The sequence below is a fragment of the Candidatus Polarisedimenticolia bacterium genome (genome assembly GCA_036004685.1).
GTDB lineage: Bacteria > Acidobacteriota > Polarisedimenticolia > Gp22-AA2 > AA152 > DASYRE01.
Genome location: DASYRE010000042.1, coordinates 1 through 15773, shown reverse-complemented (window position 1 = coordinate 15773; position 15773 = coordinate 1). Strand labels below are relative to the sequence as shown.

General features: G+C 68.8%; 5 protein-coding genes. 4 read left to right on the top strand and 1 reads right to left on the bottom strand.

Annotation, left to right across the window (positions count from 1 at the left end; genetic code table 11):
- Positions 1–52 precede the first annotated feature (52 nt).
- From VGR67_11310 to VGR67_11300, 3 genes are read left to right on the top strand one after another with little or no spacing between them, the layout of a single operon-like run.
- The gene (locus VGR67_11310; GenBank protein ID HEV8336998.1) at positions 53–8662 is read left to right on the top strand and encodes a glucoamylase family protein; all 8610 of its coding nucleotides are present in this window, start codon (positions 53–55) and stop codon (positions 8660–8662) included.
- A 60-nt stretch (positions 8663–8722) separates the two neighbouring features.
- Positions 8723–9682, top strand: a complete 960-nt coding sequence (locus tag VGR67_11305) for a hypothetical protein (protein ID HEV8336997.1) — start codon at positions 8723–8725, stop codon at positions 9680–9682.
- Positions 9683–9702: 20 nt separating this feature from the next.
- Positions 9703–11652, top strand: a complete 1950-nt coding sequence (locus tag VGR67_11300) for a hypothetical protein (GenBank protein ID HEV8336996.1) — start codon at positions 9703–9705, stop codon at positions 11650–11652.
- Here the strand turns inward: VGR67_11300 and VGR67_11295 are convergent.
- Positions 11633–12430, bottom strand: a complete 798-nt coding sequence (locus VGR67_11295; GenBank protein ID HEV8336995.1) for a class I SAM-dependent methyltransferase — start codon at positions 12428–12430, stop codon at positions 11633–11635. The genes VGR67_11300 and VGR67_11295 overlap by 20 nt on opposite strands.
- A gap of 382 nt (positions 12431–12812) precedes the next feature.
- Here VGR67_11295 and VGR67_11290 point away from each other — a divergent pair, with 382 nt between their 5' ends.
- Complete coding sequence (locus VGR67_11290; protein HEV8336994.1) at positions 12813–15674, top strand: protein kinase; 2862 nt, start codon at positions 12813–12815, stop codon at positions 15672–15674.
- Positions 15675–15773: the final 99 nt, after the last annotated feature.

Below are 15773 nucleotides of genomic sequence, written 5' to 3'. Positions count from 1 at the left end.
AAGGCGCCGACCGCCGCTCGCGGGCTCGCCGCGGCCGGAGAAGGGGCCTGAAGTGAAGACGCGATTCACCATACCAGCAGTCCCCTGGAAGAAGGACGCCCTGTCGCTCCCTTCGGGGCTCGAAGAGCCGGTTCGCGCCGAGATATTCGGCATCGAGCGCCTCGAGCAGCATGCCGAGAGCCTCGCCTCGGCGCACCTGACGACCGAAGCGCCCGCGCGCAAGAGAAACCTTCTCCCCCGGGTCCGGGAGAACGGCCGCCTGCTCCTGGCCGCCTACCGGAACATCGCCGATACGGTTCTCGCGATGCGCGAGATCACCCCCGCCGCGGAGTGGATCCTCGACAATTTTCACGTCGTGGATCAGCAGCTCCGGGATATCCGGGATCACCTTCCGGGAGGCTACTACCGGCTGCTGCCGAGAATCGCCTCCGGCCACCTCGCCGGATACCCGCGCGTCTACGGGCTCGCGTGGGCCTACGTCGCCCATACCGACAGCCGGTTCGAGCTGGAGACGCTCCATCGGTTCGTCCGCGCCTACCAACGCGTCCAGGTTCTGACCATCGGGGAGCTCTGGGCGGTGGCCATCCACCTGCGCGTCGCGCTCGTGGAAAATCTGCGCCGGCTCGCGGTGCTGATCATCCGCTCGCGCCACGGGCGGGCGCGCGCCGACGCTCTCGCCGACCGGCTGCTGGGGCTCGGCCGGGACGCCGAGCGCCCGGAGGACGCCCTGGCGGAGCTGGACGACGCGTCTTTGGATCGGGCGTTCGCCGTGCAGCTGATCCAGCGTCTTCGCGGCGAGGACCCGTCGCTCCAGCCGGCGATGGCCTGGCTCGAAGCGAAGCTGGGCGCCCAGGGGACCTCGGCGGAGGAGGCGGTCGCCTCGGAGCATCAGGCCCAGGCCGCGGCGAACGTGACGGTCCGGAACATCATCACGAGCATGCGATGGATGTCCTCCATCGAATGGCAGGCTTTCTTCGAGAGCGTGAGCCTGGTGGACGACGTGCTGCGGTCCTCCCCCGGCTTCGCCGCCATGGATTTCGCGACGCGCGATCAGTACCGGGCACGCATCGAGCTGCTCTCCCGCCGCTCGGGTCGTCCGGAAATCGAGGTGGCCCGCGAGGCGGCGCGGCTGGCGCGCGACGCCGGGGAGAAGGCGGCCGAGGCGGGCGGGGGCGTCGCGGCGCTCGATCGCCTGCCGGCGCGCGCCGAAGAGGACGTCGGCCATTACCTCGTCGCCGGGGGCCGCCGCGCGTTCGAGAAACGGATCGGCTTCCGCGTCCCGTGGCGCATCCGCCTGCGCCGCGTCTATCGCGCGCGCGCCCTCGCCGCCTATCTCGGAGGAATCTTCCTGCTCGCCGGAGGGGCCCTTGGGGGGCTGCTCTCGTGGACCCGGGCGGCCGGCGTGCCGGGCTCCTGGCTCGTCGGGCTTGCCGCTCTCGGCCTGGTGCCGATCTCCGAAGTCGCGGTCGCCCTGATGCACCGCATCGTTCCCTGGCTTCTCCCGCCTCGCCTGCTCCCTAAGCTCGATTTCACCGACGGCGTGCCCGCCCCCCTGCGGACCCTGGTCGCCGTCCCCACGCTCCTGACGAGCCGCGCCGACGTCGCGGAGGAGATCGAGCGGCTGGAAGTGCATTTCCTGGCGAACCCGAAGGGTCACCTTCACTTCGCCCTCCTGACCGACTGGACGGACGCGGACCAGGAGCGGATGCCGGAGGACGAGGAGCTCCTCTCGGCGGCGGCCGACGGGATACGCGACCTGAACCGTCGGCACGGGACCCGTCCCGGCGGAGAGATTTTTCTCCTGCTGCACCGGCGGCGCCTGTGGAACGACCGGGAAGGAAAGTGGATGGGCTGGGAGAGAAAACGGGGCAAGCTCCATGAGCTGAACCGGCTCCTGCGCGGCGCCCGCGACACGACGTTCATGCCGGTCCAGGGCCGCCCGCCCTGGGCGCCCGAGGGGGTGAAGTATGTGCTCACCCTCGACGCCGACACCCGGCTTCCCCAGGGAGTCGCCCATCGTCTGGTCGGGACGATGGCCCACCCCTTGAACCGCCCTCGCTACGATCGCCGGAAGGGCCGGGTCGTGGAGGGTTATGCGATTCTCCAGCCGCGCGTCACCCCCTCGCTGCCGACCGGGCCGTCCAGCACCGCCTACCAGCGCATCGTTTCGGGACCCGGCGGGGTCGATCCTTACGCCGCGGCGGTCTCGGACGTGTATCAAGATCTCTTCGGAGAGGGCTCCTACACGGGGAAGGGAATCTACGACGTCGATGCCTTCGAAGCCGCGCTTCAGGGCAAGACTCCCGAGAACGCGCTGCTCAGCCACGACCTTTTCGAAGGCTCGTTCGCCCGCGCCGGATTGGCGACCGATCTGGATCTCTTCGAGGAATTCCCACGAAGCTACCTGGTGGCCGCCCGCCGGTTGCATCGCTGGGTGAGGGGCGACTGGCAGCTCCTGCCATGGATCCTGGGCACCGCGAGGAGCGGGTCGGAGCGGGCGCGGAAGATCCGCATGACCGGCCACGCCCGCTGGAAGATGGTGGACAACCTGAGGCGCAGCCTCCTGGCGCCGTCGGCGTTTCTCCTCGCCGTGGTCGCCTGGGTCCTTCCCCCGGCTCCCTGCCTCCTGTGGAGCGGTCTCGCCTTCGGATCCTTGGTCCTGCCTTTCTGCATCCCCATCCTGGACGGCCTCGTTCTCCGGCGCCGGGGTTTTTCCAAGCGCAGCTACTTCCGGGCCGTGGGAAGGGACGCCGTTACCGCCCTGTCGCAATCGTTTCTATCGATCGCCATGCTCGCCCACCAGAGCTGGCTCATGGGCGATGCCATCGTCCGAACGCTGGGGCGCCTCTTCTTCACCAAGCGCCACCTCCTGGAGTGGGAGACTGCGGCCCAAGCCGGCCGGGGATCCGGGCTGAGCCTGAAGACCTTCGCGTGGGAGCTGCGCCACGGCGTGGTGCTCGCCGCCGGCGCCGCCCTGCCGGTCATCGCCTTCAACGCGCCCGGCCTGCCGGCCGCCGCGCCGTTCCTCCTGCTCTGGGCGATGTCCCCTCTCGTCGCCTGGCGCCTCAGCATCCCCCGGGAGGCGCCCGCGTCCCAGGCGCTCTCCGGGGCCGAGTCGCAGTTGTTGCGGCGGATCGCCCGCCAGACCTGGCGCTTCTTCGAGGCCTTCGTCGACCCGGACGATCACGCCCTCCCGCCGGACAACTTCCAGGAGGATCCCAAGCCGGTGGAGGCCCACCGGATTTCCCCGACGAACGCCGGCCTTTACCTCTTGAGCGTGGTGACCGCCCGCGATTTCGGGTGGATCGGAGGGCTGGAAGCGACGGAGCGCCTCGAGGCGGCGCTCGACAGCATGCATCGCCTGCGGCGCTTCCGCGGCCACTTCTTCAACTGGTACGACACGCGGGATCTCCGCCCCCTGGAGCCGATGTACGTCTCGACGGTGGACAGCGGCAATCTCGCCGGAAACCTCATCGCGCTCGCACAATCGTGCCGCGAGCTGGCTCGCGCCCCGCTCCTCGATTCCTCCGCGTTCAAAGGCATCAAGGACGCTCACCGGTTGCTCCTGGATTCGTTGCCGGAGCGCGAGGCGCTCGCTTCGGGAAATCATGCGCCCCCGGGCCTGCGCCGGGCCGCCGAAGGAATGTCGGCTCTCTTGACCGACCCTCCCGGGTCGCTTGACGAACGGCGGCGGCGGCTGCGCGAGCTGGAGGCGCGAGTTGGGGGTCTCTTCGAGATCGCCCTCGGCGCCTCCCTCCCCGCCGGAGGCGAGACCATGATCTGGGCCCGGGCGCTGCGCGATTCGATACACAGTCATGTCCGCGATCTGGAGGACGGCGACGCCTTCAGCGCGCCCGGCCCATCATCCGAGAATGCGATGAACGGCGCCGCCGCGCGGCTCGAGGCGATCGCCGCGCGGGCGGAAGCGATGGCCCAGGAGATGGATTTCAGCTTTCTCTTCGATGCGCCGCGCAAGCTCTTCTCGATCGGCTACCGGGCGACGGACGGCATCCTCGACGACGCGACGTACGATCTGCTGGCCTCCGAGGCCCGGCTCGCGAGCTTCGTCGCCATCGCCAAGGGGGACGTGCCGCCGCAGCACTGGTTCCTCCTCGGCCGCGCGCTCACCCCGGTGGGTCGCGGCGCCGCGCTCGTCTCCTGGTCGGGCTCGATGTTCGAATACCTCATGCCGCTTCTCGTGATGCGCCAGCCGGAGCGCAGCCTCCTGGATCTGACCTGCCGGCTCGCCGTAGGCCGCCAAATCCAATACGGCGCGGAGCGCGGCGTCCCCTGGGGAGTCTCCGAGTCGGCCTACAGCGTTCGCGATGCCGAGATGACCTACCAGTATTCGGCGTTCGGCGTGCCGGGGCTGGGGCTCAAGCGAGGCCTGCGCGAGGACCTGGTGGTGGCGCCTTACGCCACCGCCCTCGCCGCGATGCTGGATCCCCGAGGCGCGCTCGACAATTTCGCGGGCCTCGAGAAGGCCGGCGCGCGCGGCTCCTATGGGTTCTATGACGCGCTCGATTACACCCGCTCCCGGCTCCCGGAGAGCGCCCGGAGGGCGGTGGTGTACGCCTACATGGCGCATCATCAGGGGATGACGATCGTCTCCTTGGGAAACGTGGTCCACGACCATCTCATCCCGAGGCGGTTTCATTCGCACCCCATGATCCAGGCGGCCGAGCTGCTCCTCCAGGAGCGCACGCCCCGGGCGGTCGCCGTGACTCGCCCGCGCGGCGAGGAGGTTCGCGGCCCCGCCATCGTTCGCGAGCTCGCCCCCCTGGCGCTGCGCCGTCTCGAATCGCCGCACGACGTCACGCCTCGCAGCCACGTCCTTTCCAACGGCCGTTACACCGTCATGGTGACCGCCGCGGGCTCCGGATTCAGCCGCTGGAACGATCTGGCGATCAGCCGGTGGCGCGAAGACACGACCCGGGACGACTGGGGGACGTTCCTGTTCCTCCGCGACGCGCAGACGGGGCAGATCTGGTCGGCCGGGTTCCAGCCGAGCGGCACGGAAGCGGATCGCTACGAGGTCATCTATGCCGAGGACCGCGCCAAGATCACCCGCGAGGATCGCTCCCTTTCGATCGCCCTCGAGCTCGTCGTCTCCCCGGAGGACGACGCCGAGCTTCGCCGCCTCACGGTGATCAACCTGGAGAGCCGGAGGCGCGAGATCGACTTCACGTCCTACGCCGAGGTGGTCCTGGCTCCCCAGGCGGCCGACGAGGCCCATCCCGCTTTTTCCAATCTCTTCGTGGAGACGGAGTTCGTCGCCGAGCAGGAGACGCTGCTCGCGAGCCGCCGGCCCCGGTCCGAAGAAGACCCGCGGCTGTGGCTCGCCCATGTCTGCGCGGCGGACACGGAGGGGGGCGGCGCGCTCCAGTTCGAAAGCGATCGCGCCCGGTTCCTCGGGCGCGGCCGAGGCGTCCGGGCCCCGATCGCGGTGACCAGCGGCGCGCCGCTCTCGAACACGGCGGGAACGGTCCTGGATCCGATCGTCAGCCTGCGGCGGCGCGTGAGCCTTCCGCCGCGGGGGACGCTGCACCTCGTCTTCACGACGCTCGTCGCGGAGTCGCGCGAGGCGGCCCTCGAGATCGGCGAGAAATACCGCCATCTGGCCACGTTCGACCGCGCCAGCTCGCTCGCCTGGACGCAGGCGCAGATTCAGCTGCATCACCTCAAGATCGGCCGGGACGAGGCCCACCTCTTCCAGCGCCTGGCCAACCGTCTCCTGTACGCCGACCGCACCCTGCGCGCCGAGCCCCAGGTCCTCGCCGCGAGCCGCGGGGGAGTGGAGGGACTCTGGGCCCACGGGATCTCCGGAGACTTGCCGATCGCGCTCGTGCGCATCGAGCGGGACGAAGACCGGGAGGTCGTGAGGCAGATGTTGCGGGCCCATGAGTACTGGCGCCTGAAGGGGATCGCCGCCGATTTGATCGTGCTGAACGCCAAAGGGCCCTCCTACGTCCAGGACCTGCAGGATTCGCTCGAGGCGATGGTCCGGGCCAGCCAGCTCGCGGCGGGGCATGAGGCCCGCATCCGGCGAGGCGGCGTCTTCGTCCTGCGGGAGGATCTTCTGGCTCCGCGGGATCGGACTCTGCTCCGCTCCGCGGCGCGGGTGGTGATCCTGCCGCGGCGCGGCACCCTCTTCGAGCAGACGACGCGCCTGGAGCTTTCGCGGCAGGAGCCCGTGACTTCGCCGCCGCGCTCGAACCGCGAGAAGGAGGAGACGGCCGGCGCCGACCTTCCCGATCTTCTGTTTTTCAACGGCCTGGGCGGGTTCACGCGCGACGGCCGCGAATACGTCGTCGCCCTGGGCAAAGGGCAATGGACCCCCGCCCCCTGGATCAACGTCGTGGCCAATCCCGACTTCGGATTCCAGGTCTCCGAATCGGGTTCCGGATTCACCTGGTCGGTCAACAGCCGCGAAAACCGTCTCACTCCCTGGTCGAACGATCCGGTCAGCGACCCTCCCGGCGAGATCCTGTTCGTGCGGGACGCCGACAGCGGCCGCATCTGGAGTCCGACCTGCCTGCCGATCCGGCAGGACTCCGCGCCCTACGTCGCCCGCCACGGCCAGGGCTACAGCCGCTTCGAGCACGCCTCCCACGGGATCGGCCTCGATCTGGTGCAGCTCGTGCCGCCTCGCGATCCGATCAAGATCTCCCGCCTGATCGTCGTGAACCGCAGCTCGCGCCGGAGAAGGCTCTCGGTGACCGCGTACGTGGAATGGGTCCTCGGGGTCGGCCGCGCGCACTCCGCCCCTTACGTCGTCACCGAGCTCGATCCCGAGACCCGGGCGATCTTCGCGACCAACGCCTGGAACGGGGAGTTCGCCGAGCGGATCGCCTTCGCCGATCTCGGGGGCCTGCAGGCGTCCTGGACCGGGGATCGGCTCGAGTTCCTGGGCCGGAATTCCGGGCTCGATCATCCCGCCTCGCTCGAGCGGGGGCGAGAGCTTTCGGGGAGCCTCGGAGCGGGACTCGATCCGTGCGCCGCCCTGCAGACTGGCCTCGAGCTCGAGCCGGGCCAACGCGCCGAGATCCTGTTCCTTCTGGGCCAGGGAGAGAGCCGCGAAGAAGCGCGCTCCCTCGTGAAGCGATACCGCCGCATCGGCTTCGACCTCCTCCTGCGGGAGGTTCGCGAGCACTGGGACCAGGTTCTGGGCGCGATCGAGGTCCAGACCCCGGATCCCTCCGCCAATCTCCTGCTCAACCGGTGGCTTCTCTATCAGACCCTCTCCTGCCGCCTTTGGTCCCGTTCCGCGCTCTACCAGTCGGGAGGAGCGTACGGCTTCCGGGATCAGCTCCAGGACGCGATGGCGCTGGCGATCGCGCGTCCCGACATCCCTCGCGCGCAGCTTCTGCGGGCCGCCGGCCGCCAGTTTCCCGAAGGGGACGTGCAGCACTGGTGGCACCCGCCCACCGGACGGGGGGTCCGGACGCGCATCTCGGACGATCGCCTCTGGCTCCCCTATGCCGCCGTGCACTACCTCCGCACCACCGGCGACGACGCGCTGCTCGGCGAGCAGGCCGGCTGGGTCGAGGGGCCGCCCCTGGAAGCCTCCCAGCAGGAGGCCTACTACGCGCCCCGCGAGTCGGGGGAGCGCTCGGCCTTCTACGAGCATTGCGCCCGGGCGCTGGATCGGAGCCTCGAGACGGGCGCGCACGGCCTGCCGTTGATCGGCACCGGAGACTGGAACGACGGAATGAACCGTGTCGGTCGGGAGGGCCGGGGTGAAAGTGTGTGGCTCGGCTGGTTCCTGCTCGTCAATCTCAGGCAGTTCGTCCCCATCGCCGAAGGGCGGGGAGACGAGGAGCGCGCCGCGCGATGGCGCGCGGCGGCCGCCGGCCTGGAGGCCTCCCTGGACCGCGAGGGCTGGGACGGAGACTGGTACCGGCGCGCCTTCTTCGACGACGGAGCGCCGCTCGGATCGGCGGCCAACGAAGAGTGCCGCATCGATTCGATCTCCCAGTCGTGGGCAGTCCTCTCCGGGGCGGCCGACCCGGAGAAGGCGCGCCGCGCCATGGATTCGCTGGAGTCCCGTCTCCTGCGCCGTGAGGATCGGCTGCTCCTCCTGCTGACCCCTCCCTTCGACCGGACGCCGCTCGACGTCGGCTACATCAAGGGATATCCGCCGGGGATTCGCGAGAACGGCGGCCAGTACACCCACGCGGCGACCTGGGCGGTCGTGGCCTTCACCGAGCTCGGCGACGGCGATCGGGCTTACCATCTGTTCGACCTCCTCAGTCCGATCCGCCACGCCGTCCGGATGGGCGATGCCGGCCGCTACAAGGTCGAACCCTACGTGGTCGCCGCCGACATCTACTCGGAGGCGCCCCATGCGGGGCGCGGCGGCTGGACCTGGTACACGGGGGCGGCGGGCTGGCTCTACCGGGCCGGAATCGAGTCGATTCTGGGATTTCGCAAGCGAGGCGCCGAGCTCCGCATCGATCCGTGCATCCCGCGGGCCTGGAAGGGCTACCAGATCGTCTATCGCCACGGCTCGGCGCGCTACCGGATCACCGTGGAAAACCCCCGCTCCGTTTGTCGCGGGGTCGTCGATCTCCGCCTCGACGCGTCGGTTCTTCCCCCGGAAGCCTCGATTCCCCTGGTCGACGACGGGCGCACCCACGAAGTCCGGGTAATCCTCGGGTGATGCGGCCCCTTCCCCGGGGCGATTCCGTGTTTATCGAGTGACGACCAAGGAGGAATCGCCATGTCGAGACGACTTGCGGGATCGCGGGGGCGACGGATCGAGTGGGTCCTGATCGCGGCCGTCCTGGCCGCTCCCGCCCAAGCTCAGACCAGGGACGGCGGCGGCCGGGCCCTCAGGAGCCTCACGAAAGCCGCGGCCGCCGCGTTCGCGCCGGCGATCGAGGAGCCGGAAGCGAAGCTTTACGAGGAGGAGGTGCCACTGCGCCTCGCGCCCCCGGCGTCGGAAAAAGGGGGCCTGCCGGCGGAGTACATCCTCGAAATCTCGTCGTGGGATAGAGCGGCGCAGGGATGGGCCTCCCCGGAGGTCCGGTCCGTCGCCGCCGGAGAGGACGGACGGGTCGCCGGGGTTCTGCCGGTGGAATGGCTCGGGGAATCCTCCCCCGACCCACGGCGGTTTCGCCTGCGCGCCCGAGCGAGCCGGGATCCGGTCGTCTGGAGCGCCTGGCGGGTGTTCAACGCCCGCTTCCGATCCGAGGCCGCCCCGCCCCGCGCAGCATCTCCCGCCGAAGCTTCGTCACCGGAAGCGGCCCGCCGGCTGCATCTCCCGAAAGCCGCGCCGCGCGGCGGGGGGGCCGCCGGGCTGTCCCCCACGGTGAAGGATCCCGAGCGGAAGGTCTACGAAGCCGACGTCCCGATCCAGATCCTCCCTCCGTCCGGAGGCCTTCCTTCCGGCTACCTCCTGGAATTGTCGTTCTACGACGGCGCCGCTCAGAACTGGTCGGAGGCGATCTCCCGGACGATCGAGGCCGACCCGGACGGCTCGCTGAGCGCCACGCTTCCAAGCTCATGGCTGGACGAGCAGGCCCCCGCCGCAGTCCGCTGGCGGCTGCGTGTCAAGATCGACGGATTGGAAGCCCCGTGGAGCGAATGGAAGATGTTCGGCCGGAGGCTGGCCGCGGCTCCGAAGGAGCCGCCCGAAGGGCAGCTGCGCTCGGCCCCGACCCGCAAGCCGTCTCCCTAGGCTCCGCGGTGCGCCTCCTCTTGACGAAACGCAGAGTGCCCGGCCGGATGCGGCGCGGCATCGCGCTCGTCCTGGGGTCCTGGCTGGCCGCGGCGACTCTCGGTCTCGGCGCCCAACGAGATTCGCGGGCGTTCGCCGGCGGGCGAGCCGTCTCGCGCGAAGCCCGGAAGGGCACCGGTCCTCCCCGGGTCGAAATGCCGAGAGGCACCTCGGGGCGGATGGACCTCGTCATCCATCCTCCACGGGGCGCCACCATCCGGCGCTACGCGGTGGAGCTGTCCGCGTGGGATGCGGCGTCCCGTCGCTGGAGGGAACCTTCTCCGCAAGCGCGCCGAACTCTTTCCGGTCCGGAGGGCAAGGAGAGCCTCGACGCAGGATGGTTCTCCGCCGCCGCGCCCGGAAGCGTACGATGGCGGCTCCGGGCGCGCTGCGCCGATCCGCCGGGTCCCTGGAGCGATTGGCTCGAATTCCAGCCAGGATTCCGCGGCGATCGGGTGATCCGCCGGCTCGCGCCTCCGGCGGGCCGCTCTCCGGTCGTTCCGAATCGCGCCGCCCCGCCTTCCACGGGTTCCGAGGGGCGCGTCCCGGCCTTCCGGCCCGCCGCCGAAGGGCGGGAGCAGAGCGCGCCACTGAGCCGACCGCCGCGCCGGCCCCCGCCGTTCGTCAAACGGGGAACAGGCGGGAGCGCCGGCGCGGGGAGCGGCGCCGGCCCGGTCGCCCTCGCGGCCCCGCGGATCGAAGCCTGGAGCTGGAACGTCCTCACCCAGGAAGGATCCTGGACGGACCATCTTTCCGTCGACGAGGCGGGCGTCCTGCAGCTGCGATGGAAGCCCGCGAGCTCCGGCGCCGGATCCGCCCTCTGGGAGCTGCGCGCCGGCAATCCCTCCGCCGGCTTCCAGACCGCCCCGCTCCTGTGCCAGGCGTCGATCGAGCCGCCCGCTTCCGGGCAGGAATGGCGCACGTTCCAGATCGATCTGGGCGCCTATCCCGTCAAGGGCGCTCCCCGTCGCTACGTCGCCGTGCGGCAGGCTCCTTATCCCGTTTCGTCGCCGGTCGAGATCCGTTTCGGAGAACCCGACCGCGCGGCGGCCCCGCAGGGAGTGGTGAAGGTCGCCGGAATCGACACGGCGGCCCGCGTGATCCAGGGACCGCTTTCGGCCAAGTTCGAAGCGGGCAAATACGTCACGGTGAGCTTCGCCTACAAACTGCTGAAGCCGGCCGGGGGACGGATCTTTCCCGCGCTCCTCGATGAGAACGGCAAGATCTCGCCGCGCAACTACTGGGAGGCCAGCGGAACGCTCGAAGGCCTTCAGGGAATTGCGCAGAGCCGCATGACGCTCACCTGTCCGAAGTCTTCGGCCGGAGTCGTCCGCGTCCCGGCTGTCCTGTACACGGTGACCAATCCCGCGGGCGACAAGATATTCAACGGCGTGGCCAAGCTGCCGCGGACGCTTCTGTTCACCTGTCCTTCCTCCCCCGTCCGGACGGATCGCAACGAAATCGCCGTGGCGGCGCCGCCGAAGCCCGCCGCGGGGAAGCTCACGGTCGCGATGTCGTTCCACGCCTCCCCCGATTGCAACTGCGACTACGGGCGGTTCAACCTGGAGTATCCGATCTACCGCTCGGTGAAGGCGGGAGAGACGATGCGGCTCTTCAGCTACCTTCTGCGCGAGGGCGGGAAACCGATCCTGGAGAAGAACCAATGCGGCACCGTGGTCCCGGAGAGCAATGGGCTCGGATTCGAGTGGGTGGGAGGAAAGCTTGGAGGCACGGTCTATTCGGGGCATTACGACGCCGTCTTCTGCCGGGACGCGGCGGCGGCGCCGGGATGGGGGCCCTCCTACCGGATCACCGGGATCCGCGTGGAGTTGCGGCGGCACAACGGCTGGGGCATGTGCCAGAGTCCCGAGAGCATGGATCTCGTCGCCTCCGACACTTTTCCGGTGGATCTCATGGTCGTCTGCCAGTGATCCCTGCCGAAACTTTTGGTTCCCCGGCGCCCTGCCCGCGGGCTCCGTTCTTCCGGCAGACGAGCAGGATCTCGTCCACTTCCTCCATGTCGATCATCCCGGGGACGACCGCCAGCTTCTTTTGAAACCGCAGCCCGATCCTCATGATCACGTGGTTGTACCACCACATGGCGCGATCCCTCCGATGCTGGAGCCACCACATCCCGAAATCGAGCAGGCGCGAGGATTTGGGCTGCATCCCGTACCCGGCGCTGCGCTCGACCGTCAATCCGTGCCGGTCGAGCGTCTCCAGCAGGCGTCCGGGCTCGTAGCGCCGCCGGTGCCCCACGAAATCATCGAAAGTGGTCCAGCGCGACGGATGAAGCGGCACGGACAACAGCAGCGAGCCGCCCGGGGCCGTCACCCGCACCAGCTCCGCGAATGCCCCGTGCTCGTCGTCGACGTGCTCGATGATGTCGAGCGCGCAGACCGGATCGAAGCAGCCGTCGGGATAGGGAAGCGCCGTGATGCGCCCGAGCGCCACCCGCCCTTGCAGCCCGCGCAGCACCTCCAGGGCCGGAGCGCTGGCGTCCAGGAAGTGGGTGCCGGCGATCGGCAGGCGGGGCCGGAGGCCGGGGCCCACTTCCAGCCGGGAGGACGGCGTGAGCAGCGAGCGGACCAGGGGCCAGGTGTTGAAGCGCTCGGCCGTGACGAGTCGCGCTCCCGCCCACATGGCGTCGTAGAAGCGGCGATTCGCCTCGAAGAGATCCTCTTCCGTCCGTCCGGCGCTCGATTCCATCATGCGGCGAACACTCTAGCACAGCCTTCTCGACGATCCCCGCGACGCCCGGCTCTGCCCGATGCTTATCGCTGATCCAGCAGGAGTGAGTCCTGCCTCGGGAAGGTCGTCCCGGCCAGGTAGCTGTCCCAGCGGTCGCGGAGGCGAGGAAACGAACGACCCATGGGTTGGGGGAAACACGAAGAGACTGCGGGTAAATGCCAGGACGTTGAGGCGAATAGCCCGGACGACGGCCCTGCGGACAAGCCACTGATCACTGCACCTGATTCTGGGAATAAGTCCTGTTTTTTGTGTACACTAGAAATGTGGACGCTGGAGCCCGATGAGGCCGGGGGCGTCATGAAGCTCCACCGGGAATGATGGAGCCCGGGAGACCGCGAAGGTGAGCAGCAGCCTCCAGCCTGAGGACCGGATCTCCCACTACCGCATCGTCGGCCCCCTCGGCGCCGGCGGCATGGGTGAGGTCTACATCGCGCAGGACGAGACGCTCGAGCGCAGCGTTGCTCTGAAAATCCTTCCCCCACACCTCGTCCGCAATGAGGAGCGCCTCCGGCGGTTCGTCACGGAGGCCAAGTCAGCCTCTTCGCTAAACCATCCCAATATCGTCACCATCCACGAGATCGGCAAGGGCGTCGTGAAGCCCGGCTCCGACTCTGTGCATTTCATCTCGATGGAGCTGGTCAGCGGCGAAACCCTCGGCCAGAAGATCCATCACGAGAAGACCGACGTGAAGACCCTCCTCGGGTGGCTCGGCCAGGCCGCCGAGGGTATCGCCAAGGCCCATGCCGCCGGGATTGTTCACCGGGATCTCAAGCCCGCCAACATCATGATCTCGAAGGACGGCTTCGCCAAGGTGCTGGACTTCGGTCTAGCCAAGCTCACGGACAGGCCAATGGACTCGAGCGAGGGTTTGACAAGCGCGCCGACGGAGGGGGTTACCGGTGGCGGAGTCGTGCTGGGCACCGTCGGCTACATGAGCCCCGAGCAGGTGCAGGGGAAGCCGGTCGATTATCGGTCCGACATCTTTTCAATGGGTTGCATTCTCTACGAAGCCGTCACCCGGACGCGTCCTTTCGTTGCCGACACCGACGTGGAGACCATGCAGCGCATCCTCCGCGAGCGGCCGGCGCCAGTGGAGGAGCTGAATCCAGACGTACCCGCCGAGGTCCGTCGGCTGATCCGACGCTGCCTGGCCAAGAGCTCTGAACAGCGCTATCAGTCGATGAAGGATCTGGCCATCGATCTGCACGAGGTGGTGGACGAATACGACTCCCTCTCCGCCTCGGCCACTTCCGCGGGCACCGTGACCTCGGGCGCCCTCGGTGTGCCGCCCGCCCGGCGAAAGGGCCTCGCGGCTTGGATCGCCGCGGCCTCCCTCCTGGGGCTCGGCGGCCTCGCTGTCGGACTCTACAGCCTCATCGGGCGGACTGGATCGGAGCCCTCCTCCGCGCCGGTCTCCCAGCAGATGAAGATCTCCACCCTCATGAGCCGGAACGACCTCGACGAGGCGGTCCTTTCCGGCGACGGCCGCTACCTGGCCTATGTCACGTCCGTCGGCGATCGTGCGTCGCTCAACGTGCGCCAGGTGCGCACGGGAAGCGACGCGCAGGTCCTTCCGCCACAGGAGTTCGCGTTCGGGGGGATCAGCTTTTCCCCAGACGGCGACTACCTCTACTTCCTCAACCGGGACCCCCAGTCTCCCAACTACAGCGCTCTATTCCAGGTCGCGTCGCTGGGAGGTACCCCGCGGAAAGTCGCCTTCGACGTGGACTCCGCCCTAACCTTCTCCCCCGACGGGAAGCGGATTTGCTTCCGGCGGGGCCTGCTCGGCGAGGGGGATTCCCTCGTCATCGCGGAGCTGGAGACGGGCAAGGAGCGCGAGCTGATCCGCATCAAGGGTCCGGAGACCTTCGACCCGCTCAACCTCCACGCCTCACCGGCTTGGTCTCCGGATGGCAGGCGGATCGCAATGACGATGGCCAGCGCGGTGGGCGGACTTCATACTTGGATCGCCGCGATCGACGTGGAAAGCGGAGAGCGGAAAAACGTCGGTTCGCAGACCTGGCTCTATGCCGACAGCCTCGGCTGGCTTCCAGACGGCAGCGCCATCTTCGTAAGCGCCTTCGTCCTCGGCTCGCGCGGCAGCCAGATCTACCGGTTGTCCTTCCCGGAGGGAGCGGCCCGCAAGATGACGACCGATCTGGATGGATACACGCGCCTTTCCCTCTCCTCCGACGGGAATTCTATCGCCGCCATCCGCCGGACCGGCATTCGCAATGTCTGGGTGGCTTCGCTGGAGCCCGGGAGGGAGGCGCAGCCGCTCACCTTCGCTTCGGGAGGCGCCGCGTCGGTCGAATTCATCGCGCCATTGGGCGGTGGCCCGATCGCCTTCACGGCTCCCCAGGGGGATGCGATGTTCGTCTGGCGCATGGAGCGCGACGGCTCCGGCCGGAGACAGCTTACGACCCAAGGGGTCTATGTCGTCGACCTGACGTTCGCCGAAGGCGCTGGCATCGTCTTCACCCAAGCGGAAAAGGGGGGAGTCCTCCATCTGTGGCGGATTGATCCCAACGGTGGCAGTCTCCGGAAGCTGACCGACGGCCCGGGAGAACTCTTCGTGGCGCTCTCTGAGTCCGGCAAGACGGTGTTTTTCAACAAGGTGGGTGAACCGCAGGCGCTATGGGCAGTGGACATAGCCGGAGGGGAGCCCCGGCTTCTCGTCACCGAGTTGCTCAGAGGAACGGTGGCCACCACGCGCGATGGCCGCCTCCTGATATACACGAAGCGGGATGAAGTCGAGGGCCGGGCCTATCCGCGGCGTATCGTCATTCCTGCCGAAGGCGGGGAGCCCGTTGCGTCCTTCCTGCTTCCTCCTGGCGCCGAGGACCTGCAGTGGACGCCCGACGGGCAGGCCGTGACCTACATCGACCGCGCCAGCGGCTTCAACCTCATGCGCCGGTCGATCGCGAAGGACGACGCCGCGCAGCTGACGCGCTTCACCGAAGGTCGCCTCCGTGGCCATGAATGGTCGCCCGACGGCAAGAGGCTCCTGCTGCGTCGCCGGCTCGGCCAGAAGGACAGCTTATGGCTTCTGAATCCCGGGGCGGTCGGGCCGCCCGCCCGGCTGACCGAGTTCAAGACCGGCGAGATCACGATCTCCCGCTGGGCCCGCGACTCCAAGAGCGTCGTCTTCACCTTCGGCTCCGAGAACCAGGACGTAGTCCTGATCACCGACTTCCACTAGTGTCGCGTCTCAAAAATCATGTTACATTCGGCCCCCGATCCATCCCGGCTCGCCGCGTTGCGCCTCGCTTGCGTACCGCCTTGGGTACGCGACGCTCTG

What these genes read in the sequence shown, in the direction of transcription:
- VGR67_11305 (HEV8336997.1), top strand. Translation starts at nt 8,723, where the DNA reads ATGTCGAGACGACTTGCGGGATCGCGGGGGCGACGGATCGAGTGGGTC.
- VGR67_11295 (HEV8336995.1), bottom strand. Translation starts at nt 12,430, where the DNA reads ATGGAATCGAGCGCCGGACGGACGGAAGAGGATCTCTTCGAGGCGAAT.